This is a genomic window from Weizmannia sp. FSL K6-3076 (assembly GCF_038007245.1).
Taxonomy (GTDB): Bacteria; Bacillota; Bacilli; order Bacillales; family Bacillaceae_C; genus Weizmannia; species Weizmannia faecalis.
Genome location: NZ_JBBOWU010000001.1, coordinates 2626153 through 2647730, shown reverse-complemented (window position 1 = coordinate 2647730; position 21578 = coordinate 2626153). Strand labels below are relative to the sequence as shown.

Here is a 21578-nt window from a genome sequence, read left to right as displayed (position 1 = left end):
ATTCATTTGTTTTTTTAAATATGTTGGCCGAATAACAGTGTGAAGGAAGGAAAGGAATAAATGAAAAAACATGATCTGCTAATCCTCGCTATTACACAGAGGCTCAACAATAATAATAAAAAACATTGGGAAACGGTGAGTCGAGTTTCTGACGTTCATGGAGGGTTTATCTGTGTATAAGCGTATTATCGTGGTGGTTGCGAGTGCCTTGTTTGCACTACTTGCGTTGCTCGCTGCAATTATCACAGGCCTATATGATCGAGACTTTCCACAAGCCATTCATACTGGGAGTAGGATTAGCCTAGACTTTAGCGAATCAAATATTTCCATTACTAAGGCATTTGACACGTTGGAGAAATTAGATCCACGCTGGGGTCTGGGACTAGTCAAGGTTGCACCGGATCTTGAGGGGGATGGCGATGCTCAGATTTTCGTGGCACTTAACAATGAGGGCTACCCCAAGGAATTTACTTGGTTTGGCGGCGAAGGTACAGGTAAGATCGTTGGGAAGGAGAGACTTGCCACTTCTTACCCTGATGGTTTATATTTAGTGACCGGAAAGGAAACCCACTTGAATGAGTTGGTGAACTCGTTAAAGCAATCAGGTGTTAAGGTGAGTCGTACGGATGCGTCAATTTTTCGCAGTCTAGAATTTGTGGTGCGGGAAAGGGGATTTGCTGCTGCTGTTGTTGCAGCTTTTGCGCTAATCGCCGCACTGGCGTTGTTTTGGTTGTCGTTGAGAGCACGCGGGCGAGCGCTCCGTGTTTTAGGTGGATGTCCAACCGTACAAATCCAAATGCAGGATCTATCAGGGTTCGGTGGTGCACTACTGCTTGCGGCGTTAGTCGTGGTGGTGGTTTCAGCAGGCTATGTAGGTATATTTCATGGCTGGATGTACGTAGGTGCCTTTCTCAAAGCTTTAGTAAGTCTACAAGTTGCAATCATCGGTGTATCCCTATTCGTAGCGTTTGTTATGTCGGCTTCTGCCTGGCCGAGCGCCACCATGCTTGCCACCAGACAACCAGCAGTAAAGAGCCTGCGTGTAGCGGCAATTGTGATTCAAGTATTAACTTTTCTACTGGTGGTTGCTGCGGCCGGACCCGCATGGTCTACATACAAACACTCTTCAGCTATGGCAGCTGAAATGGCACAGTGGAAGCAATTGGCAGACCAAGTCGCCATTGTATTTGCAACAGATGTTGATGAAATGGACAGCTTGGAACCCCAAATTGGCAAATTAGTAAAAGAAGCTGAATCGCGTGATAAGGTTGCTCTATCTTATACTTTTACCAAAGAAATGGGGTTACCGGCTGATTCTGGAAAGTATTCAGCAGTCTCATTCGTGAACCAGCGTTGGCTCGACCTAGTGACTAAGGGTGCACCACAGTCAGCTGTTAAACCGGTACCTTATCGTAGTATTCCAAAGGGACTCATTCAAATGGTTCGTGAAGAGACTAAACTTCTATCAAGGCATGGTTTTTCTAGGGAATCATTCGGACAGCTTCAGTTTATGCAACCAGTAAAAGGGTTTCAGTTACCAGTGGCCCAAGGAGGTGGGGGCCAAAGTCTTCACTTTGCTGACGATGTCCTGGTCGTTGTTGTGCCATCGATTTATGATGCATTTAACGATTCTACACTAACCTCCATGGCTTCAACTAGTAACATTGTGTTTACCGGTGTGGCTGCTACACAGCAATTGTTAAAAAATCACGGCCTTGATGTGCGCGCGTTACGCGAACACGGCATTCATGGTGAACTTCATATTGCTTACATTGCTGAAGATGGGATTCTTCAAGCGCAGTTTGCAGCGAATGTTGTAAGGTTGCAGAGCTTTGCGCTGATTGCCTTGGTGGTTGCTTTCACTGTCGCAACAGTGATCAGTGCGTTGATTACCGCGATATTACGGGCGAAACATGACTTCCCGCTTCGGTTGGCGGGTCAATCTTGGGCACGGATTTTATGGAATCGTGTGGTCAAGGAATTGCTAATTGGTACCGGCCTTGCGGGCATTGTTGTCATGCTACAAAGGCCAGATGCGATGGAAGCCGTACTTGTGATAGCAGTATATGGATTGCTTGTCGTACCGTTAAGTCATCTTTTTGCTACGCGCTATTGTTTCAATGGTGTTATCAGACGTCGAATTTGATGGCAGTCTCAGACAATTTTATATGAAAAATGTTTAAATGGTCATTTTATTTAATGTGCAATCTGAACTGTTTTCTGTTATATAAACGAAGTTGGTTTCCAACTTTTCATTCTATGAAATATTTTTTGGATTGAGATTTTTGTGGGACTTCTTTCTTTTTAGGGAAATCGCTGGATTATTCTTTTTACTACTATTGTTTCTAGGGTAATAACCATTGTAGAACATAAGGAATAATAAAAGACATTTGAAATTAAAACAAAAATAAGGTACATGCCTGAGGCCAGCAGATAGAGTAAAAAAATGAGGATTATTTCGCTGATTCATATAAAAATCCATGGATAGAGCGGATTCGCACAGAATTCCGCTTTTTTGTATTAGCCATCAATGTTTGGGTAGCATCTGTCCACTTTTTTTCGGTGATACCACACAAATTTTTCGGTAATACCACACAAAGATTTCGGTGACAATGGCTCTAGGGCCTATTAAAATATGAGTATCAGATACATTGATTAGTGTATCTTTCTAAAGTTTTTAATGTCCTTAATAACTGATAAAAAATATCCTTGATTTTCTTATGGGTTGAGGAAAAAGGATTGAAGAATTCAACTATTAACAATATTAAACAATTAATGGAGAGATAAACAAATGAAAAAAGAAATAACATCATCAAATACTTATTGGATTTTTATTTCTTTATTTTTTATAGTAATATTTAATGCTTTTTTTCAATACTGTATTCATCAAAAAGCGCTAAATTTGTTTTGGTCTCAGGTTGATAAAGAAAATCATCTTGGCTCTTCAATTAATGTAATATTTTATGCTGTTCAAAGTTTTACGGTGCTTACGTCAATAGTTGGCATATTAATAGGAGCTTTAGTGGTTGCTTTTTTTGGATTCCTGTTTGGAATTAAAAAAAAGAAAAAAGATTATTTATTAGTTTATTCCCTAACTTCATTATTTCTTTCATTTAAACTTGTCATAGCAGGCATAGTAAATCTGTTTCATGCAAATACAAGCAAAATCTATATTGTTGGAAAGCAGAGTTTTCTTTCACAAATAGCGGATCCTTTTTTATGGTTAAGTACTGTTTTATTTTTCCTTTTAGGAGTTAATATTTTATCAAGCAACAGAAAAAAAGTATTTTATTTAACACTCATTTATTTGCTGATTAAATTTGTGAATATCGGTCTCTCTTATTTTTTAAATTATATAGGGCTTGCTGAATAAGCAAAAATTCCAGATTTGACAAGGATTTTGGCTGTATTTGTCGAATATAAAGTGTAAGGATTTCAAAGGAAACACGTAAAAAACCTTGCACTTGGAGGCTGTTACGATGTACAAAAAGACCGAACATCAATTAACTTTTGTAGATGATTTTTTTCTACCATTCGGTGGGAAATTAAATAAAGAAAATCGCTGGGTCCGTCTTGCTGAAATGATTCCTTGGTGGATGGCCGAAGAAAAGTATGCCAAGTCCTTCAAGAAGAAATTCAAAGGCGAAAAGGCTTATTCTGTCAGAATCGCTCTTGGGGCTCTTTATATCAAAGAACGGCTTGGGCTGTCTGACCGGGAAACAGTCGAACAGATCACAGAAAACCCGTATCTTCAGTATTTTATCGGCTTGCCTGAATTCCAGGAAAAAGCCCCATTCGACCATTCTCTGATGACTCGTTTTAGAAAACGTTTGGGCGCAAATATCATCAACGAACTGAATGAATGGATCGTTCTGGAAGAACAAAAACGCCAATTGGAAGAAGCATCTAAGGAAAACGACAACAATGATGATCAGGATCACGACGATGACGATCATGATGATGAAGATCGTAATGATCATGATCATGATCGTGGCGATCTTCAGCCTTCCGGTTCCGATTCAGAAAAGCATTCAACTGAATCGGCTTCTCCCAAAACGAAGAACAGAGGAAAGCTCATTTTGGACGCAACCTGTGCACCGGCTGATATTGCTTACCCTACAGACCTCGGGTTGTTGAACGAAGCCCGTGAGAAATTGGAACATATCATTGATGTCCTGCATGAACCACACAAAGGGAAATTACGTAAGCCACGGACCTACAGAAAAAGAGCCCGCAAGGACTATCTTTCTGTCGCTAAGCAACGTAAAGCTGGCGCCCGGAAAATCCGGAAAGCTGTAGGCAAACAGCTCGGATATGTGAAACGAGATCTGGAGATCATTAAAAATCTTGTTTCCCAAAGCTCTCTGTCTCTTTTAAGCAAAGATGAATACAGGCAACTTCTCGTGATTCATGAACTTTACCGCCAACAGGCAGAAATGTACAAAAAGAAAACACACCGGGTTGACCACCGGATTGTAAGCATTTCCCAGCCACATGTCCGTCCAATTGTGCGCGGCAAGGCAAAAGCGAACGTGGAGTTCGGTTCAAAAGTCGCCATCAGTGTCGTAGATGGTTATGCCTTGATTGAGCACCTCGACTGGGAAAATTACAATGAAGGGACCACTCTCAAGGAATCTGTTGAAAACTACTACAACCGGTTCGGATTTTATCCGGAAGCGATCTTGGCAGATAAAATTTACCGAAACCGTAATAATCTGGCATACTGCAAATCTCTTGGCATTCGTCTGAGTGGGCCAAGGTTAGGACGCCCATCCAGAACGGAAGACAAAACCTTGGAACGCGTCGCAAGGCAGGATGCCTCTGAACGTAATGCCGTTGAAGGCAAATTTGGCGAAGGCAAGCGCAAGTATGGGCTGGGCCTTATTCGAGCACGCCTTCAGGAGACCAGCGAAACAGTAGTAGCCCTTCAATTCCTCATACTGAATCTGGAGCGCAAGCTCAGGGTTCTTTTTTTGAAATTTTTACACAACACTATTTTATATTTTGATAATCGGAATTTGGCTTGTATCTGACCAAATTTGATTCGTTCAGCAAGCCCTATATAGTTTAATAATGGGGGGGGCTATTAAACTATATATATAAAAATTAAGATTGGAGTGAAATGTATGGTAAATAGCTTAACTAACAAAAAAAGGGTATTTCTGTTTGTGGTAATTGGGCTGGTACTCGCCACTCTGTCATCGGTTGCGTATATCAGCACACTACAAATCACTATTCATCAAACTGCAGTTTTGCCTGGCAATGCTTACTTAGCAAGCACCCTTGGCATTTCCACCGCCGCAGCAAAGAAGGCTATCGATATTATCGATACTGCTTCAACGATTGCATCAATTATTTCTTTAATTGGTGTTGTAACAGGCGCTGGAGCTATCTCTTACGCTGTTGTCGCTACTGCTAAAGCGATGATCAAAAAATACGGTAAAAAGTACGCGGCTGCTTGGTAATTAGCATTACCTGCCCCCCTTTTTTAGTTTGAAGAAAGAGTTGACGAGTTTATGAAAAATAATAATTATAGTATACTGTATTATATTGTGAAATTTAATATACTCTCAAAGACAAGAAAAAAATTAGACGATTGGAATCTGAATCATATTGGGGTTAAAAAGGCCTTTTATGCTTTATTATCCTTTATCTTTCTCACTTCATTACTAGTGTTTATTTTGTCGTTTTATATTAGTAAGAAATACATGCTCCCAAATACATATTTACAGTTACTGTTGGTATTCATTTTCATTGAACAAATCGCTTCGTCCCTAAGTTTTTTCAAAAACAATAGAGACTATTTTTTAAAAGATGAAAGAAAGTTAATCCATCAAAATAGAAGGATTAGGATTGTTCAGTTGAAATCTGTTTTAGTATATAAAACTATTGAAAAAGCAATGCTAACAAGTATTTTAATATTAATACCCGTTTTATTAGCTTTAAACCTAACCCAAAACTCAATTATCGGTATATTTGATTTGCTTCTCATAGTACTTATGTATTTCTTTGTTAACTTTTTCTTGTCGTTGTTATTCTCTTACATTCCATATATTTTATCAATTTTATGGTCAAGAGCATTAAAATCATCCATTATAAAAATAATTGCATTAATTATCAACCTATTGGTACCTGTGATTATTGGCTTCTTCGGATTTTATTTGCTGAATAAATTTAATATTGTACAGTCCCTGTATGAATTATCCCATACTAAAATATTTTATTATTTTAAAGTGGCAAACCCTTATCAAGTAATTTGTAAAAATAACATTTCCACCGACTTAATCATTGTTTCAATTTTGGCGGTTTCATGTGTGCTTGTATATATAATATGGAGCAAAACTTTAGAGAGATTCGACTTAATAGAGTACACGAAATTAAATAATCGAGTTTACTCAAACACAATACCGCTAGCAAATAAAAAGAAAATATTTTATTGTATCTTACATAAAGATAGAGCTTTTCTATTAAGAATCGATGGTTTCTTTTTTAGAAATCTTGGCAACATGCTATTTTTGGTTATGTTTTTTCTTGGATTTGGTTTCCCTTTTATCTTAAGATACTTTAGTGGCTATCCTGTTCAAGCATCGATTATTTCCGCTTTTTTAATTTCTTCATTGTTCTATCAGCTTGTTGGAGATGCAATAAAAATGATTCTTTCCGTTGAATTAGATTTAAAAAATTACCATATTTTTTATTCTAATGTATTTAATTTATGGGAATTAGCAAAACCAAAATTAAGAAATTATAATCTTATTGTTTGGTTTCTAACGATTTTTCTAACTTTTATTTCTTTTTTCTGGCAACCTTATTTCATTCTGATTCATTTTGTATTTTTTATTATATTTTTGTGTAACGGTTATTTATATAGCCTTATTCAAACAAGTAGTGTTTTACTGTATCCCAAAAAGAATTGGGAGCATTTCTATGAAATCGGGGAATCAAGTAAAGCAAAAACATTTCAACATATCTACGAAGGATGTATCTTTGTCATTATATTACAAATGATAAGTCTCGTCAGTTTCCTGTTAATGAAATTCAGTACTTTTTCTTCAATTATACTTTTAAGCCTTGGGACAGTTATGATTGTTTTTACTTTACTTAATTATTTATTCTCTATGTTATATCTAAAAAAGATTAACATGAATGAGAGGTACATTTTGAATGATAGAGATTAAAAATATTAAAAAACGATTCGATAAAAAAATTGTTCTGAGGGGGCTTTCTCTGGAAATTAAAGACGGCGATTTTTTTGGAATATTAGGGACAAACGGTGTAGGGAAAACAACTTTGTTAAAAATTATTGCAGGGATGATGGTTCCTGATAGTGGGGAAGTCACCATAAATGGAGAAAAACAAGACATTAAAAATTATGCATTGCAAAATCTTATAGGATTTGTACCGGATCACGCTATTTTATACGAATATCTTACGGGAGAAGAGTATCTGTATTTTGTTGGCGGAATGTTTAATGTGCCAAAAAAGAAAATTGTCGAATTTGCCGCGAATATCCTTAATGATTTTGAATTGTATAATGAGAAAGATCAATTAATAAAAACGTATTCTCATGGAATGAAGCAAAAGATTTCGATAGCGGCTGCTCTAATACATGAGCCTCAAATTTTAATATTAGATGAACCGCTTACGGGAATAGATTTAAAATCAAGTAAGGTTATAAGGAAATTTCTAAAAGATTACACGGATAAAGGAAAAACAGTGCTCATAACAACTCACTTATTAGAATTAGCTCATTCTGTTTGCAACCAAATAGCAATCATCCATGAAGGCAAACTTGCCAGAAAAATAACCGTGCAAGATTATAGCTTGGATAAATTAGAGGAGGAAGTAGAAAACATATATGTATAAAGTTCCCTCTATTCTAAGAAACAATTGGATTTTGTTGACGATTACAACAGCAATCTATGTTTCGGGTTTTGTATACGGTATCACATCCGCTGATCCAGTTAATAAAAGCGGAAGTTTAAATACAACATCCAGTCTGATACATCTAATTTACAATAATTTATTAGCGTGCGGTCTGATCATTTCCGGTTTTTTTACGTTTGGTTTAACTACAATTTTATATTTATTTACAAATGGATTAATCCTTGGCGAATCCATTATGAATAATCTGGACTTTGGTGTATTAAAAATTGTTTTATTGATTTTACCACATGGAATATTCGAAATTCCTGCTTTAATTGTAAGTGGAGTAATTGGTTTTAAAGGTATTGCTCTAATTCCTCAATTGTTCCACAAGAAAAATATCAGCAACTTTATCAAAGATTATTTTACAAATATACTGCTATTACTAATTGTGGTAATGCTATTTGTTATGATCAGCGGTTTAATAGAAACCTATTTGACACCATTATTCAAATAGAAAGGATAGGAAAATGAAAAAAATAGGTGAAATCTTATATTTGATTGGAATTCCGCTTGTTTTAGCTTTCGGATTGATTATATCCCATTATTATCCATTTTTATTGCCAGTAAGTACTTTCGGGTTATTTGGTTTATATATGTTTTTGTTTAGCCCATTTAAAAAGATTTTTGCACGAATACTATTTATCACAGTATTTATTGTAAACTTAATCGGCAGTGTTCTTTTATATTTTGCCTGAAAGGAGATGGGATAGTTGGTTAACAAGTATGCAATTTTTATAGTTGCACTTATATTTTTTATTCTAGCAGTTACAGTCAAGCCGGTTTTTGAACTTATAGGTTGGAATCTTCCGGATAGAACATTAAATATGGTGGCAGTTATTTTTGGCCTCCTCGCACTTTGCATATCGTTAATAACAGCCGTCATTGCCGTTATCGATTTTAAAAAGTAGATTTCCATAGTTGCGTTTTAAGCCACATTTATTAACAAGAAATAAAAACATATTTATGAACGAGGTTTTATCATGAATGAAGAGACAGCTAACGGGAAGAAAAATCTCATTATTGCTTTGATTATTATTGCCGCCCTTTTTGGAGTGCTGTGCTTGGTAATTGTTTTAAGGACGCATGCAAGTTTAAAAAGCGAACCCCATTACCAGCAATATGTGGTCAAATATACTCCGGCGTTAGTTGAAACAGGGAAGGTTTCAGCAAAGCAGACACAGAATTTGCAAATACCGGATGGTACAGTACAAAAAGTAAATGTACGGAACGGTGATGAAGTGAAAAAAGGGGATGTTCTCTTAACAACCCATAATAACGAAATCATAGAGAAGATTACTGACGTGAAACAGAGTATTTTAAAAATGCAGCGCGACTTAGCGGTTCAAAAACAAAACATTGCTTATCTTAAAAAGAAATTATCAGCAGTACACCAAGAAGAGAATAAAGAGGAGCTGAATCTTGAAATTGCAAGAGATCAGAATACCTATCGAGATACAGAAGCTGGTTTGCAAAATCAACAGGATCAATTAAATCAGCTGGAGAATAGAGTGGAGGGCAGGTTAAAAGCACCGTTTGATGGTGTGGTGAGTATTTCCACTAATAATAGCGGCCAATCGCAATACAGCATCAGCTCGGATGCTTTAGAGGTCCAGTCGAGTGTTTCCGAATATGACTATGACAAGTTGCGTGTAGGGAGTAAAGTGGTTATTAAGGCCTTGGCAAACGGGAAGAGGCAGACCACAACCATTCAGTTTATTTCCAAAATACCCTCAAAAACCGCTACTAAGAAAGGCTTTTCAATGTATGACTTCACGGTCGATGTGGATCGCCGCTTTATGGCAGGCCAAAGCGTGCAAATCACAATACCACAAAAGCAAATAAAGCTTCCGAGCAAAGCCATTATCAAAAAGAATGGTCAAACGGCCGTTTATTTAGTCGTAAATGGAAAAGCACGTTTTCGCACTGTGGCGGTAGAGAAACAGAACGGTTTCTACACCCTCAAAAGCGGATTGCACCCCGGCGATCGTATTGTGGCTGATCCGGACAAACGACTAAAAGATGGAGCGAAGGTGAACTGATTGATTCGATTAGAACGGCTCAACAAGTATTATCAACAAGGAGATGAAAAAATTCATGTGCTGAAGGATATTTCTTTGGAAATTAATCAAGGAGAGTTCGTGGCAATTATGGGGCCGTCGGGTTCGGGCAAATCAACGCTCATTAATATCATTGGCTTTCTTGATAATCAATTTGAGGGTGAATACTTGTTTAAGAGGAATTCGGTAATTGGCAAGTCATCAAAAGACTATGCAAAGTTGCGAAATCAAAACGTGGGCTTCGTTTTCCAAAATTTTAAACTGATTGCGAATTTAACGGTTGCTGAGAATGTTGGTTTACCGTTGCTTTATGCCGGATACCGCCGAAAGGACATCGGCGAACGAGTGAATAATGTATTGCAAAGTGTGCATTTAAAAGGAATTGCTAAAAAGTTGCCGTCCCAGCTGTCGGGCGGCCAGCAACAGCGTGTTGCCATTGCCCGCGCCCTTATATCCAAGCCAAGTTTCTTACTGGCCGATGAGCCCACAGGCGCACTTGACAGGCATACTTCGCAAGAGATTTTAAAACTGTTCCTTGACTTAAATCAAAAATTACGATCCACCATTATTATGGTTACGCACGATTACCAAGTTGCCAGCCAGAGCCAGCGTATGATTCAAATTATGGATGGCCGGATTGAAAGCGATAGGAGCGTCAGCAAATGAGGGCAGCCGAACTGTTTTTTACTGCAATACGTTCGCTTTTGGCGAATCGAAGGCGAAGTATTTTAACAATGTTGGGCATCGTTATCGGCATTGCCTCGGTGATTACGATTATTTCCTTAGGTAAAGGCGTTGAGAAAGCAACTCTTAAAAATTTACAGGCGTCCAATTCGGGCAAGCAGTCAACTGTCGTGGAATATCATGCTGACGATTTGAACGCGGCCGAATCTGGTTTTAATGAGTCGGATCTATCGTTATTAAATTCCGCCGGGGCAAGCTTCGGACTGGCAGAGGCTCATATTATTAACGATGACAATGGGACAGTCGATGTCCAGGCTTCGCTAAATGGTAGCGAACAAAACGTAACAGTAAAGCTTCTTAAACGTTCTTCTTCGGAACAAGAGATTTCTGCTGGCCATAATATCTCTCAAAATAATATCACATTCGCTGATCCTGTTGCTTTAATTTCAAAAAAACTGGCGGCTTCTATTTACATTCAACCCAATCGTGCTTTAGATACGGCTGTCATCGTGAATGGGATTAGCTACCATGTTATCGGAGTCTTTGAAAATGCCGATGATTTTCATGATATAATGATTCCCAAAAACGTTTATGAGAAAAGTAATATCAGCAACGTAGGAAATAAATTAAAACTGGTCTTCAATCGCGGGGAGAACGTCAGTAAACAAACAAAAAAAATCGTCAGCCTGCTCAACAAGCAGGGCAGCCATCATTTGCAGGGAAGCTATGAGCATATAGAAATGGGGTCAATCTTGAAAGGCATTGGATCAGTCATTAACAGTTTAACCTACTTCATTAGCGCAATTGCCGGGATTTCGCTGTTTATTGCTGGGATTGGTGTAATGAACATGATGTATATTTCTGTCTCTGAGCGTACCCGGGAAATTGGCATTCGTCTCGCTATCGGCGCAACCCCAAAGAATATCTTATTCCAGTTCCTTTTGGAAGCGGTGTTGTTGACGGGAATAGGCGGCTTGATTGGTTTTGGGATAGGTGGTGGACTCGCGTGGCTTATTTCGCTCTTCTTACCTTTCCGTGCCGTGATCGGTGTAGGAAGCTTTTTACTCGCTTTTTGCGTCTCTACCTTTGTCGGCATTCTATTTGGCATATTGCCGGCTAAAAATGCAGCCAATAAGAACTTGATCGATATTTTGCGTTAGGATGTTGATTGGAAGAATACAGTGGTCTAAACAATGATGAATGTGCAAAGTAAAATGTCCTAACCGGACCCCTTCTTCGAACGAAGTGGCCATGCGTGCCCTTTCGCGTATTTTTTCCCGGGCAGGCTAAGCCACTTTTTCACAAGAAAGACAAGGTTTGTCCGCCAAATGTTACTTGGAAAAATGGGCTGAAAAAAATAAAAAAATTTTTGAAATGAAGGTTGACAATTTTTATTTTCAGCATTAAGATAATAATCAATCAATGAAACATTTTTCAGGCGATGAAGAAGAAGAGTAACCTGTGTGGATTCCAAAGAGAGCCGGTGGGTGGTGTGAACCGGTGATGACGTGCAGGCGAATGGGCTTCCGAGCTTCCAAACCGAAACGATTCCGGAGTAGGCTTTGGCGAATGCCTTATCGTTACAAAAGGCAGGTATTACGGTTTTTCCCTGATACCGTCAAAGCCGGGCTGATAAAGCCAAAGATACATTGATTAGTGTATCTTTCTAAAGTTCTTAATGTCCTTAATAACTGATAAAAAATATCCTTGCACCAGGCGAAACGATCGAACTTAAATGGAGAGCAGAAGCTACTCGAGAAATATTAGATAAAGAAATTTCTGTTCAAGTTCGGGGGATTGTTTCAAGTGATGATCCTTATCCATACAGTGATGTTATTGGTCAAAAAGGTTCAGTAACAATCTCACTAACTCCATTAAAAATATTAGCATAATAGTTTAAAGAGAAGCAATAGTGGTTGCCACTGTTGCTTCTCTAATCTTACATTTAAAAACAATTGATCTTTAAAAACAGTTAAAACCATATTTTATGTTTTTTTCATGCTGGCAAACACTCTCACTCTATTATAGAGGTGTACATTTATGAAACAACAAATTATTTTTAATCGAAATTTTGCTTTTATATGGTCAGCTTCCTTATTATCAGGGATAGGAGACTCAATTATGTCTATAGCTGTACTATGGGGAGTTTATTCGTTTACCCAGTCACCGATTGCACTAGGAATAGTAACCTTGGCACAACTTTTACCAATCATAATCTTTTCGTTTTATTCGGGAGTCTTAGCAGATACATATAGTACAAAAAAAATAATGATATACTCTGATATAGCACGATTTTTATTATTACTATTTTTGATTATTTTTTGGTCTTTCGGGTTCAATAGTAAGCTAATTTTACTTTACATAACTGTGTTTTTTTTATCTGTTTTCTCTTCTTTTTTTGATCCAAGTTTTCAAACGACTATCAAACAAATTGTTAGGAAGGAAGATCTTATCAATGCAAATAGTTGGTTTCAATTTTCTAGAAATTTCTCAAGATTATTTGGACTAATGTTGGGTGGAATCTTGGTAGAAACCTTAGGTATAGTAAATTCATTTATAATTAACGCCTTGTCTTTTTTAATATCTGCAATATTACTATTTCTTTCGGAAATTCCATACGAAAAACAAGCTCTTGTTTCAAAAAAAATTTCTCACCATTTTATAGATTCTTTGAAATATTTAAAAACTGCTCCGAATACCCTAAAACAATCGCTTTGGTATATTATTATTATTAATTTTTCAGTGGCGCCATTAAGTATAATAATGACGATACTTGCTGATAAAACTGAGTATGATTCTCTTGGTTTAGGAGTATTTAATACAGCTCTTGCGATCGGTTCAATTTTGGGTGCTTTTTTTGCTCCTAAGTTGAAAAAAAAATCCAAAGATTCATCTATAATATTTTATTACATCACTTTTTATTGCACATTTGTTTTTTTGGCCACTTGCTTCAAAAACCTGTTCTTAGGGTCTTTATTCTTTTTTCTCTCGGGAGTCTTTTCTAGTTTGACATTAATTTTTGTCAATACAATAATGCAAAGAGATACTGATATAAAATTTATAGGAAAAATAAGTAGCTTTAGATCAATGGCTCTAAGGATTCCTCCTCCTATAATTGCTTTGGTATACGGTTGGGTTGTTTTGAAATTAGGTTTAATAATATCTACACTATTTATTCAATTAATTACATTATCACTTTGTTTTATTATTAAAATAAAGTATAAGGAAAGAAGTGATGAAAAGTGTATAGTGAGCTAGTCTTCCTCGATAAAATAGTTAAATATTTAGATAATAATTTTTTTGAAAAAAAGCTAATGCTTACGAAGGAATTTTTGATTTGAAAGTAGTACACCATTTTAAGAATGAGTATTTAAATAGTGAGGGGTTAATAAAAGAAAAAAATAAAGGATTATATTACTTTGCATTTGAAGAATACGTGGATCAAAAGGTGCGACCTTTTGATGATTCTATAAAAAATTCTTTAGAGTTAAAACGTTTTCCAGTATCAGATAAAGAAATACTTTCTTTAAAAGAGTTAGAAGCAATACTTCCTAGTTCGAAAGTAAACCATAAACTTAAAACGGATGCATCTATAATTTTAAACACTGAATTAAACAGAATATCAACATTAAGGAGACTAATAGTTCTGAGTTTATTAAGGCCCCAATTCTTATAGAAAATCAAAACATAGACTATTCATTCCAACTACCAGATTTAAAACCAGAAAAGAATGGTTACAGGATTTCGGTCAATAAATCGAGAAATGATAATAAAAAGAACTTCTTAATGATTGGAATTTATAACAGGTTTAGTGGATTTGTTTTAAATGAATCAGATCAAAAATCACTTGAAGAATTGAAATATAGTTTAAGAAATTTATATTACTTAGAAGTTTAATAATTAATTGAACAAACAATAGAAAATTTGCAACACCATCCGAAAAAGAATATAGGGGGACGGCTTTCTATGATGAAATTATTACCTGTAATGGATTTATATCAAATAAAACTACAAAAATATCGTGTATTAAATAGTAATATTACCTATCCAGTTCTCTTAATTAATGAAAAATATATTTTAAAAAGAGTACCTAGTGAAATTGTAATTAATGAAGTATTATTTAGTAGTCTTATTAAAAAAGGATGGATAAATCATATTGTATTGAATAAATATGACAGAATTTTCACGTATTATGACAGTTGTTTTTGGTTAATGACAACTTACAGGGAAGGTGAAGAATTTCAACATTCAAACCTTTCGCATTTAATGTTGGCGAGAAGTTATCTCGAGACTTTCCTTGAAATAACACCGGAAGTGGGCGAAATTGAATTTCATGATAATTTCAGCGTTCGTAAATGGTATCAAAATCCGGATGATATGATTAAAAAAACATTTAACCTCATTAATCATTATTTCGGGGAAGTTGATGCTCAATACAAGAAAAGAATTATGGATATTTATGATTCTTTAGATTTTAATAAAAATGACTATGACATAATGAGGAAGTCAGTATCACATGGAGAGTACCAGAATACAAACATCTTATTTATCAAAGATCGAATCAATTTAATTGATTGGGATTCACTTTCAGTTAGACCACATTTATTTGATATAGTATCTTCTGCCTGTTACTTATGTAGAGATAAACGCGGGGATTTTATTATTAATCCAGTAAAATTAAAGAAGTATTTGAAAGAAGAAAATTTATTGAATGAAGAGGTTAATAATCTAAGAAATATGGTATTCATCACCTTTGTGCCAAAAGAAGATACAATTGAGAAGTTTTATGTATCTGGTCATGATCAATTAAAATGGTATTTAGAGTGGACGCTTGATGCAATGGAAAAATGTATAAAATATTTTTAAACATAACATTAACTATTTTAATGTAGATGAGTAAATTCGCTAACATAAATTTACATCCCTTACTTTCAACAAAAGCTTTGGGGAATGGGAGAATTTTTTAGGGGATTCATTGTTAGTGACAGCGATGTTGAACCGGTTTGCACAATTGGATTAAGAAGATCAAGGGAAAATTTAAAGCCAGAGGAGAAATTCAATGAGAATACGCAAATGTTCTAGAGCGGTGATAGTGAATGAATTTAATAAAATTCTTCTTCAAAAGTTTGAATTTAAAGATGTTGTAGGAAACAAAGTGTTATGGGTAACTCCGGGCGGTGGTGTTAAGGAGAATGAAACTCCAGTAGAAGCATTAAAAAGAGAATTAAACGAAGAACTTGGCATTGTTGTTGATATTCATGACAAACCAATATTTGAAATGGATGTATTAATTGAAGGGAAAAAGGGTCCTTTTATAAGTCGTGAGATTTATTATAAAATTGCTATTCAATCTGACACAATATTGTCTATCGAAAATATGACTAAAAATGAGAAAGATACATTTATAGAGTTAAAGTGGTGGAGCAAGGAAGAGTTGCAGAAAATAGAAAACTTTGCGTCGCGTGAAATATTGAACTATTTTTAGTAAAAATGAGAAATTAGAGATGCCGAAAGGAAATATTTACACAGGGAGCCTTCACCACAACAAAGGCAGGATGAATAAACTCTTACATATCTGCTCTATGTGCAGATTTTTTCTGGATATTAATGCAAACGATGATTTAAAATTCTTCAATTTCAACGAAACGAAATTTCTCATTATGAACGTTGTAATTAAGGTAAGCCCGAAATAAAAAAATAAACGTACCTTCACGGTACGTACTACAAATAACCGTAAAACCATGATTTTTTAATCAGATTTACGGTTATTTTACACATTCTGCTTGGATCGTTTTTGACCAAGGCAAATAGTTGTTTATAATTTCTGGGTTTCTATGAATAAATTTGGTAGGTCTCTCAGTAACTTCACTAGATACTGGTAGAAATCTACTCCATTCGCTTTAGCTGTTTCTGCGATACTTAGACAGATTGCGTTTGCTTTCGCACCAGCTTCACTTACGGAAAATAACCAATTTTTTCGACCAATTACATTCGGACGGATGGCATTCTCAGCGGGATTGTTATCAATTTCTATTCGTCCATCATCCAAGAATGCTTTTAGTCCATTCGCTCGATTTAGCGTGTATTCAGCTGCTTTAGCGAGCGCATTTAAGACCTTTTTGTATCCTTTAACAATCTAGCAATTATTGATATAATATCCATAGGAAGACCTCTTTCTAAATGTATTCGCCTACTAGCGTACATTTAAATGATAGAGCGTCTTCCCATTTTTTTCCACTCATCTTGCCCTTCGAGTAAAATTTTACACATACAGTTTTTCAGTGGCCTCTAATGAAAGGTCAAAAATGTCTAGTATTTGCTGATTAAGATTTTTTGTGGGAGCTTGTTTTTCATGAGCTCCCTTTTATTTTTGCACTGTCCTTTTACACGCTAATACTTAATGTGCTAAGGGGAGGTGCCGTTTTACTTTTCTCGGGATATTCTAAAATGAGTCAATGGAGCTGTTCCCTCCCTATCAAAAAATTTTTGACAATCTTATGTTCATTTTGCAAAAAGGAATCTATAACACTAATAAAAGGATAATTACAAGGGGGAGTCGAAAATGAGCAAGCTATTAATCAATGAAAGTCCAATTTTAGTTCTACCGACATTAGCGAAAAAGATTGGACTGAATCAGGCGCTGTTTATCCAACAACTTCACTACTGGCCAGCAGATAGCAAGCATACGTATGATGGATATCAATGGGTGTATAACACATACGAGGATTGGCACAGGCAGTTTCCTTTTTGGTCAACGAGTACAATCCGGAGAATTATTGGGAAGCTTGAAAGGGAAGGCTTAATCATTTCCGGAAATTACAATCGTTTTAAGATGGACAAAACCAAATGGTATCGAATTAATTACGAGTACTTGGAGTCGCTGATGGATGAGGATGCGCAACTTTCCAACCTCTGTAACAAGCGGACTGATACAAGCGACCAAACGCAGCGAAACAACGGAAAGCACATGGATGCGTCGTACAGTCAAAATGCAACCAATTTAAGCAAGGAATCACACCGCCAAACACAGACCAATCTGACTGACCAAAACAAACCTAATATAGGCAAGGATGAACAAACGAATGCAAATGTAAGCAAATCGACGAACCAATCGGATATCAACTTAAGCAAACGGACAAACCAATCAGATACCAACTTAAGCAAGCCCACGAACCAAAATGGTGCTAACTTCGGCAATCCGACAAATCAAACTGGCACCAATTTAACCAATCACACTGACCAAACGGTGACCAAATTGACTAAACACAACGACCAAAATAATTCCAACTTGACCACATCGGGTGAGCAAGCCGGTCAGTACCTGGGTGCAAGCTTGGCACTAGCACGAACAAACATAACCAAAGCAATACCAGAGACTACTTCAGAGACTACCCCAGAGAAAAAAGCGTAGTAATAGTTACGCACGCGCGCGCAGAAGAACAAAACCCATTTACATTTTTCGAACAAAACGGGTTTGGAACCATCAGTGGGTATCTTTTTGAAAAAATACAAGCGTGGTGTGAGGATTTGTCCCAAGAACTTGTTTTAGAAGCGATGAAAATAGCTGTCGAAAGCGGGAATAAAAATTGGAGTTACGTGGAAGGAATTCTTCGCCGGTGGGTGGATAAAGGCTATCAAACCATCAATGAGGTTCGTGCCGCACAAAAGAAATATCGGGAACGACTGGACAAGAGCGCAAAACAAAAACCCCGAATGGAACGGGATATTCCAAGAAACTTTATTCTCGACATGGATGCCGGAGAAGACGAATAGATAGACAGGTCCCGCAGCCTACCTTAACAACATTGACTAAAAATGGGACAAGGGACCTGCTGTTTGTGACATCCAAAAATAACCGAAAGTTGACGGTATTGCCTGTCCGGAATTTGACGAGTATAATGTCCTCGTATTTATTCTTGAGAAAGGAAAAGGACATCCCCCATGATGTATAACTGTACCATCAGCTATACGGGGAATGTCCCACCAAAAATAACGATTATGGTTATTGTATCAGATTATAAGCTAATTGAAAATACTCAACTTGGTGTTTTTGGTTAGGGGTGCGGAAAAAGTACCTTCCCCTTGTTGTGGTAAACATATGAAGGTTATTGGGACAAGAGATCGAAAAGCCATTGATAGATCTGGAAAGAAGCATATTTATAATATCAGACGTTTACAATGTGAACAATGCGGAAAGATTCATCACGAACTTCCAGAATTTCTGGTGCCTTATAAAAGATATAAATCGGAATGTATTGAAACGGTTTTGACTAATCGTTCCAATCATGATATTCCGGCAGATGAATCAACACTTTATCGTTGGAAAGACTGGTTTTATTTTTATGTAGAATACTGGATCCATTGCCTTGTTTCCATTAAACATCAGACCAAACAAGATGGGGACGACCTGAAAGTTTTGCCCGAAACTTCGGGGACCGCACTCCAAAGATTAGGGCGATTGGTGGGCAATGCCTCCGGATGGCTGGCGCGTGTTGTCCGACCCGTTGTAAATTTTTATTTATGGGTACATACCCGTTCTGCATTCTTGTCCGGCGGGGGTTGATTTACACTCATGGTAGATAAATAGGAAAGGAGTCTATCATGAATGGATCACAAGAAAGCAGATGAAATGGCAGCCCAAAGGTTTCAACTCATTTCTCCATTATTGGCGGATGGATTGGATGCCGGAAAAGCGAAGGAATTAAAGGAACAAATTTGTAAGGCCTCCGGCCTTTCTGAAAGGACTATCAGGCGTTATTTAACGCAGTTTCGAAAAGAAGGATTTTCAGGATTGAAGCCCAAAGGAAAGCAGTCCCAAACCAAGCCTGAGGCAGTCCCGCCACATATCATAGAACAGGCCATTCTGCTTAGAAGAGAGGCCCCCAGCCGAAGTGTTTCACAAATCATACAGATACTTGAATGGGAAGGTCTTGCAGAACCCGGGCAAATCAAACGTTCAACCCTTCAGGAAAAGCTATCAGAGAGAGGATACAGTTCCAGGCAGATGAGGCTTTATTCGCAATCAGGAGTGGCAGCCAGAAGGTTTCAAAAAAGACATCGGAATCAGCTTTGGCAGTCTGATATCAAATATGGCCCGTATTTACCGATTGGCCCAAATGGTGCCAAGAAGCAGGTATACTTGGTCGCCATTATTGATGATGCGACGAGGTATGTTTTACACGGTGAATTTTATCCGACACTTGATTCCCGGATTGTGGAGGATGCTTTTCGACAAGCAGTGCAAAAATATGGTGCTCCCGAAGCCGTTTACTTTGATAATGGCAAACAATACAGGACGAAATGGATGGGGAGAACCTGTTCAAAACTTGGAACCCGGCTGGTTTACGCGAAGCCATTTTCGCCAGAAAGCAAAGGCAAGGTTGAAAAATTCAACCGGCTCATTGATTCTTTTCTGGGGGAAGTCTCACTAGAAAAGCCGAAGACATTAGAACGGTTAAATGAACTGTTTCAAGTCTGGCTGACAGAGTGTTATCAGGAGAAGCCGCATTCTGCGCTTGGGGAAAAAATAAGCCCAAGATCGGCATTTAGAAGTGACAGAAAAGCACTTCGTTTCATTGAGCCAGATACATTGGCGGATGCATTCCTGCATTGCGAAACACGCAAGGTAGATAAATCCGGCTGTATCAGTTTCATGGATCAAAAATACGAAGTAGGCCTGGCATTTATTGGGCAGAAAGTCGAAGTTATCTATGATCCTGCGGATCTGGAGGAACTCACCATTGAGTTTGAAGGCTATTCGCCATGGAAAGCTCATAAACTTGAAATTGGTGAAAGATCAGGGAAAAGGCCACCCCTTCCTGATCATCTTCAGCCACAGAAAGCCGATTCATCAAGATTATTAAAAGCTGCGGAACAAAAGTATCAGGAACGACAGATGGAACAAACACCAGCCGTCTCCTTCCGGGCTGTATGGAAGGAGGACGGTGAGAATGTTTGAAGTCTTCTACGGTATGACTCATACGCCTTTTTCACGGGATATTCCGACTGAAAAGCTTTATGATTCTCCTATGATGCAGGAAATACTGGGGCGGTTAAAATATACGGCTGAAAGGCAGTTATTCGCGGTTTTAACAGGCGATTGTGGGACTGGGAAAACGACGACTATCCGTAAATTTGTTGACCGGCTTGATGATGGATAATATAAAGTACTGTACTTGTCTGATTCCAAATTAACGCCTCGACATTTTTACAAAGGGTTGTTGGAACAACTCGGGTGCGAGTCTAAATTTTATAGAGGCGATGCAAAACGGCAGCTTCATCGGGAAATTGAGCTTATGAGAGGAATTCATGGTGTTCAGCCGGTAGTGGTCGTGGACGAGGCCCATCTTCTTGATCGGGAAATGTTGGAGGAAGTCAGATTCCTGCTGAACTTCAAAATGGATGCCCAAAGCCCTATGAGCCTGATTCTTGTCGGACAAAGTGAATTATGGGACCGCCTGCGCCTCCAATCCTTCACAGCAATCCGCCAAAGGATTGATATTCAATTCAAACTGGGGCATTACGACAGAGCTCAATCTGCAGAATATATTGCCATGCATTTACAATATTCGGGAGTAAATGAGCAAATCTTCACAGATGTAGCTTTAGATGAAATCCATCGTTTTTCCGGGGGAGCCGCAAGGATCATCAACAAGATTTGTACCCACTGTCTACTTTACGGAGCACAAAACAGGCATCGAATCATTGACGATCATATGGTAAAACGTGTGATTGAAGGGGAACTTTCGTGAAATGACAATGATTTAAATTTAAGTATTAAACTCATAGGGGAAGCTACAATAAAGCGCAAACTGGCTTCCCCCCTTAATTGACAACAATTCCGTCAATTTTTGGACAAATAACACCGTCAATTTCCTGCCGTTTTGGGTCGTCAGTAACAACCTGCCC

The 21578-nt window shown here is 37.5% G+C and carries 22 protein-coding genes and 2 pseudogenes; 23 read left to right on the top strand and 1 reads right to left on the bottom strand.

All coding sequences use genetic code 11. The features are described 5' to 3' along the window. The first annotated feature begins 172 nt into the window (after positions 1-172). The 17 genes and pseudogenes from NSS95_RS12750 (at position 173) to NSS95_RS12675 (ending at position 16155) form a co-directional block, all read left to right on the top strand. Complete coding sequence (locus NSS95_RS12750) at positions 173-2146, top strand: hypothetical protein (protein ID WP_061565116.1); 1974 nt, start codon at positions 173-175, stop codon at positions 2144-2146. A 645-nt stretch (positions 2147-2791) separates the two neighbouring features. Beyond that, a complete protein-coding gene (locus NSS95_RS12745) occupies positions 2792-3373 on the top strand; it encodes a hypothetical protein (protein WP_340713933.1) in 582 nt (193 codons plus the stop codon). A gap of 106 nt (positions 3374-3479) precedes the next feature. Then, complete coding sequence (locus tag NSS95_RS12740; RefSeq protein WP_265114716.1) at positions 3480-5033, top strand: IS5 family transposase; 1554 nt, start codon at positions 3480-3482, stop codon at positions 5031-5033. 93 nt (positions 5034-5126) lie between these two features. Beyond that, positions 5127-5465, top strand: a complete 339-nt coding sequence (locus NSS95_RS12735; RefSeq protein WP_014097341.1) for an uberolysin/carnocyclin family circular bacteriocin — start codon at positions 5127-5129, stop codon at positions 5463-5465. A 396-nt stretch (positions 5466-5861) separates the two neighbouring features. After that, entirely contained in the window at positions 5862-7178 is a 1317-nt protein-coding gene (locus NSS95_RS12730; protein ID WP_158657236.1) for a hypothetical protein, read from the top strand. Further along, positions 7165-7866, top strand: a complete 702-nt coding sequence (locus tag NSS95_RS12725) for an ABC transporter ATP-binding protein (protein WP_014097343.1) — start codon at positions 7165-7167, stop codon at positions 7864-7866. The genes NSS95_RS12730 and NSS95_RS12725 overlap by 14 nt, the downstream gene beginning before the upstream one ends. After that, on the top strand, positions 7859-8383 hold the full coding sequence (locus tag NSS95_RS12720) for a stage II sporulation protein M (RefSeq protein ID WP_340713932.1): 525 nt from the start codon (positions 7859-7861) through the stop codon (positions 8381-8383). The genes NSS95_RS12725 and NSS95_RS12720 overlap by 8 nt, the downstream gene beginning before the upstream one ends. 13 nt (positions 8384-8396) lie before the next feature. Further along, positions 8397-8624 carry a DUF5970 family protein gene (locus NSS95_RS12715; protein WP_014097345.1) on the top strand — a complete coding sequence of 76 codons (228 nt, stop codon included), beginning with the start codon at positions 8397-8399 and terminating at the stop codon, positions 8622-8624. Positions 8625-8639: 15 nt separating this feature from the next. Continuing rightward, a complete protein-coding gene (locus NSS95_RS12710) occupies positions 8640-8837 on the top strand; it encodes a hypothetical protein (protein ID WP_014097346.1) in 198 nt (65 codons plus the stop codon). A gap of 72 nt (positions 8838-8909) precedes the next feature. Then, complete coding sequence (locus NSS95_RS12705) at positions 8910-9968, top strand: efflux RND transporter periplasmic adaptor subunit (RefSeq protein ID WP_014097347.1); 1059 nt, start codon at positions 8910-8912, stop codon at positions 9966-9968. Beyond that, a complete protein-coding gene (locus tag NSS95_RS12700) occupies positions 9969-10652 on the top strand; it encodes an ABC transporter ATP-binding protein (RefSeq protein ID WP_014097348.1) in 684 nt (227 codons plus the stop codon). Beyond that, on the top strand, positions 10649-11830 hold the full coding sequence (locus NSS95_RS12695; RefSeq protein ID WP_315958678.1) for an ABC transporter permease: 1182 nt from the start codon (positions 10649-10651) through the stop codon (positions 11828-11830). The genes NSS95_RS12700 and NSS95_RS12695 overlap by 4 nt, the downstream gene beginning before the upstream one ends. Positions 11831-12710: 880 nt before the next feature. Beyond that, positions 12711-13928, top strand: coding sequence for an MFS transporter (locus NSS95_RS12690; protein ID WP_081105668.1), 1218 nt, complete (start codon positions 12711-12713; stop codon positions 13926-13928). A gap of 79 nt (positions 13929-14007) precedes the next feature. After that, positions 14008-14346, top strand: coding sequence for a hypothetical protein (locus tag NSS95_RS12685; protein ID WP_315958682.1), 339 nt, complete (start codon positions 14008-14010; stop codon positions 14344-14346). A gap of 290 nt (positions 14347-14636) precedes the next feature. Then, positions 14637-15536 (top strand): hypothetical protein, encoded by a 900-nt coding sequence (locus tag NSS95_RS12680; protein ID WP_328229432.1) that lies wholly within the window; start codon positions 14637-14639, stop codon positions 15534-15536. Between the two features lie 64 nt (positions 15537-15600). Next, positions 15601-15690: pseudogene (locus NSS95_RS17005) on the top strand (ATP-binding protein); the annotation flags it as partial. A 39-nt stretch (positions 15691-15729) separates the two neighbouring features. After that, the gene (locus tag NSS95_RS12675; protein WP_061575799.1) at positions 15730-16155 is read left to right on the top strand and encodes an NUDIX domain-containing protein; all 426 of its coding nucleotides are present in this window, start codon (positions 15730-15732) and stop codon (positions 16153-16155) included. 280 nt (positions 16156-16435) lie between these two features. On the opposite strand, the pseudogene NSS95_RS12670 reads toward NSS95_RS12675, so the two are convergent. Beyond that, positions 16436-16779: pseudogene (locus NSS95_RS12670) on the bottom strand (IS66 family transposase); the annotation flags it as partial. Between the two features lie 453 nt (positions 16780-17232). Between NSS95_RS12670 and NSS95_RS12665 the strand changes: the two are divergent. The 6 genes from NSS95_RS12665 to NSS95_RS12640 all read left to right on the top strand — a co-directional run bounded on the left by NSS95_RS12665 (position 17233) and on the right by NSS95_RS12640 (position 21421). Continuing rightward, a complete protein-coding gene (locus NSS95_RS12665) occupies positions 17233-18081 on the top strand; it encodes a hypothetical protein (RefSeq protein ID WP_340713931.1) in 849 nt (282 codons plus the stop codon). A gap of 2 nt (positions 18082-18083) precedes the next feature. After that, positions 18084-18443 (top strand): DnaD domain-containing protein, encoded by a 360-nt coding sequence (locus NSS95_RS12660; RefSeq protein WP_340714054.1) that lies wholly within the window; start codon positions 18084-18086, stop codon positions 18441-18443. Between the two features lie 271 nt (positions 18444-18714). Further along, complete coding sequence (locus NSS95_RS12655) at positions 18715-19233, top strand: DUF6431 domain-containing protein (protein WP_340703907.1); 519 nt, start codon at positions 18715-18717, stop codon at positions 19231-19233. A gap of 42 nt (positions 19234-19275) precedes the next feature. Continuing rightward, positions 19276-20628: a DDE-type integrase/transposase/recombinase gene (locus NSS95_RS12650; RefSeq protein WP_265114904.1), complete on the top strand. Its 1353-nt coding sequence runs from the start codon at positions 19276-19278 to the stop codon at positions 20626-20628. Then, the gene (locus tag NSS95_RS12645; RefSeq protein WP_340713930.1) at positions 20621-20830 is read left to right on the top strand and encodes a hypothetical protein; all 210 of its coding nucleotides are present in this window, start codon (positions 20621-20623) and stop codon (positions 20828-20830) included. Before NSS95_RS12650 ends, NSS95_RS12645 begins: the two co-directional genes overlap by 8 nt. Before the next feature lie 15 nt (positions 20831-20845). Continuing rightward, the gene (locus tag NSS95_RS12640) at positions 20846-21421 is read left to right on the top strand and encodes an ExeA family protein (RefSeq protein ID WP_340713929.1); all 576 of its coding nucleotides are present in this window, start codon (positions 20846-20848) and stop codon (positions 21419-21421) included. Positions 21422-21578 lie beyond the last annotated feature (157 nt).

What these genes read in the sequence shown, in the direction of transcription:
- NSS95_RS12745 (WP_340713933.1), top strand. Translation starts at nt 2,792, where the DNA reads ATGAAAAAAGAAATAACATCATCAAATACTTATTGGATTTTTATTTCT.
- NSS95_RS12740 (WP_265114716.1), top strand. Translation starts at nt 3,480, where the DNA reads ATGTACAAAAAGACCGAACATCAATTAACTTTTGTAGATGATTTTTTT.
- NSS95_RS12735 (WP_014097341.1), top strand. Translation starts at nt 5,127, where the DNA reads ATGGTAAATAGCTTAACTAACAAAAAAAGGGTATTTCTGTTTGTGGTA.
- NSS95_RS12725 (WP_014097343.1), top strand. Translation starts at nt 7,165, where the DNA reads ATGATAGAGATTAAAAATATTAAAAAACGATTCGATAAAAAAATTGTT.
- NSS95_RS12720 (WP_340713932.1), top strand. Translation starts at nt 7,859, where the DNA reads ATGTATAAAGTTCCCTCTATTCTAAGAAACAATTGGATTTTGTTGACG.
- NSS95_RS12715 (WP_014097345.1), top strand. Translation starts at nt 8,397, where the DNA reads ATGAAAAAAATAGGTGAAATCTTATATTTGATTGGAATTCCGCTTGTT.
- NSS95_RS12705 (WP_014097347.1), top strand. Translation starts at nt 8,910, where the DNA reads ATGAATGAAGAGACAGCTAACGGGAAGAAAAATCTCATTATTGCTTTG.
- NSS95_RS12695 (WP_315958678.1), top strand. Translation starts at nt 10,649, where the DNA reads ATGAGGGCAGCCGAACTGTTTTTTACTGCAATACGTTCGCTTTTGGCG.
- NSS95_RS12690 (WP_081105668.1), top strand. Translation starts at nt 12,711, where the DNA reads ATGAAACAACAAATTATTTTTAATCGAAATTTTGCTTTTATATGGTCA.
- NSS95_RS12680 (WP_328229432.1), top strand. Translation starts at nt 14,637, where the DNA reads ATGATGAAATTATTACCTGTAATGGATTTATATCAAATAAAACTACAA.
- NSS95_RS12675 (WP_061575799.1), top strand. Translation starts at nt 15,730, where the DNA reads ATGAGAATACGCAAATGTTCTAGAGCGGTGATAGTGAATGAATTTAAT.
- NSS95_RS12665 (WP_340713931.1), top strand. Translation starts at nt 17,233, where the DNA reads ATGAGCAAGCTATTAATCAATGAAAGTCCAATTTTAGTTCTACCGACA.
- NSS95_RS12650 (WP_265114904.1), top strand. Translation starts at nt 19,276, where the DNA reads ATGGATCACAAGAAAGCAGATGAAATGGCAGCCCAAAGGTTTCAACTC.
- NSS95_RS12645 (WP_340713930.1), top strand. Translation starts at nt 20,621, where the DNA reads ATGTTTGAAGTCTTCTACGGTATGACTCATACGCCTTTTTCACGGGAT.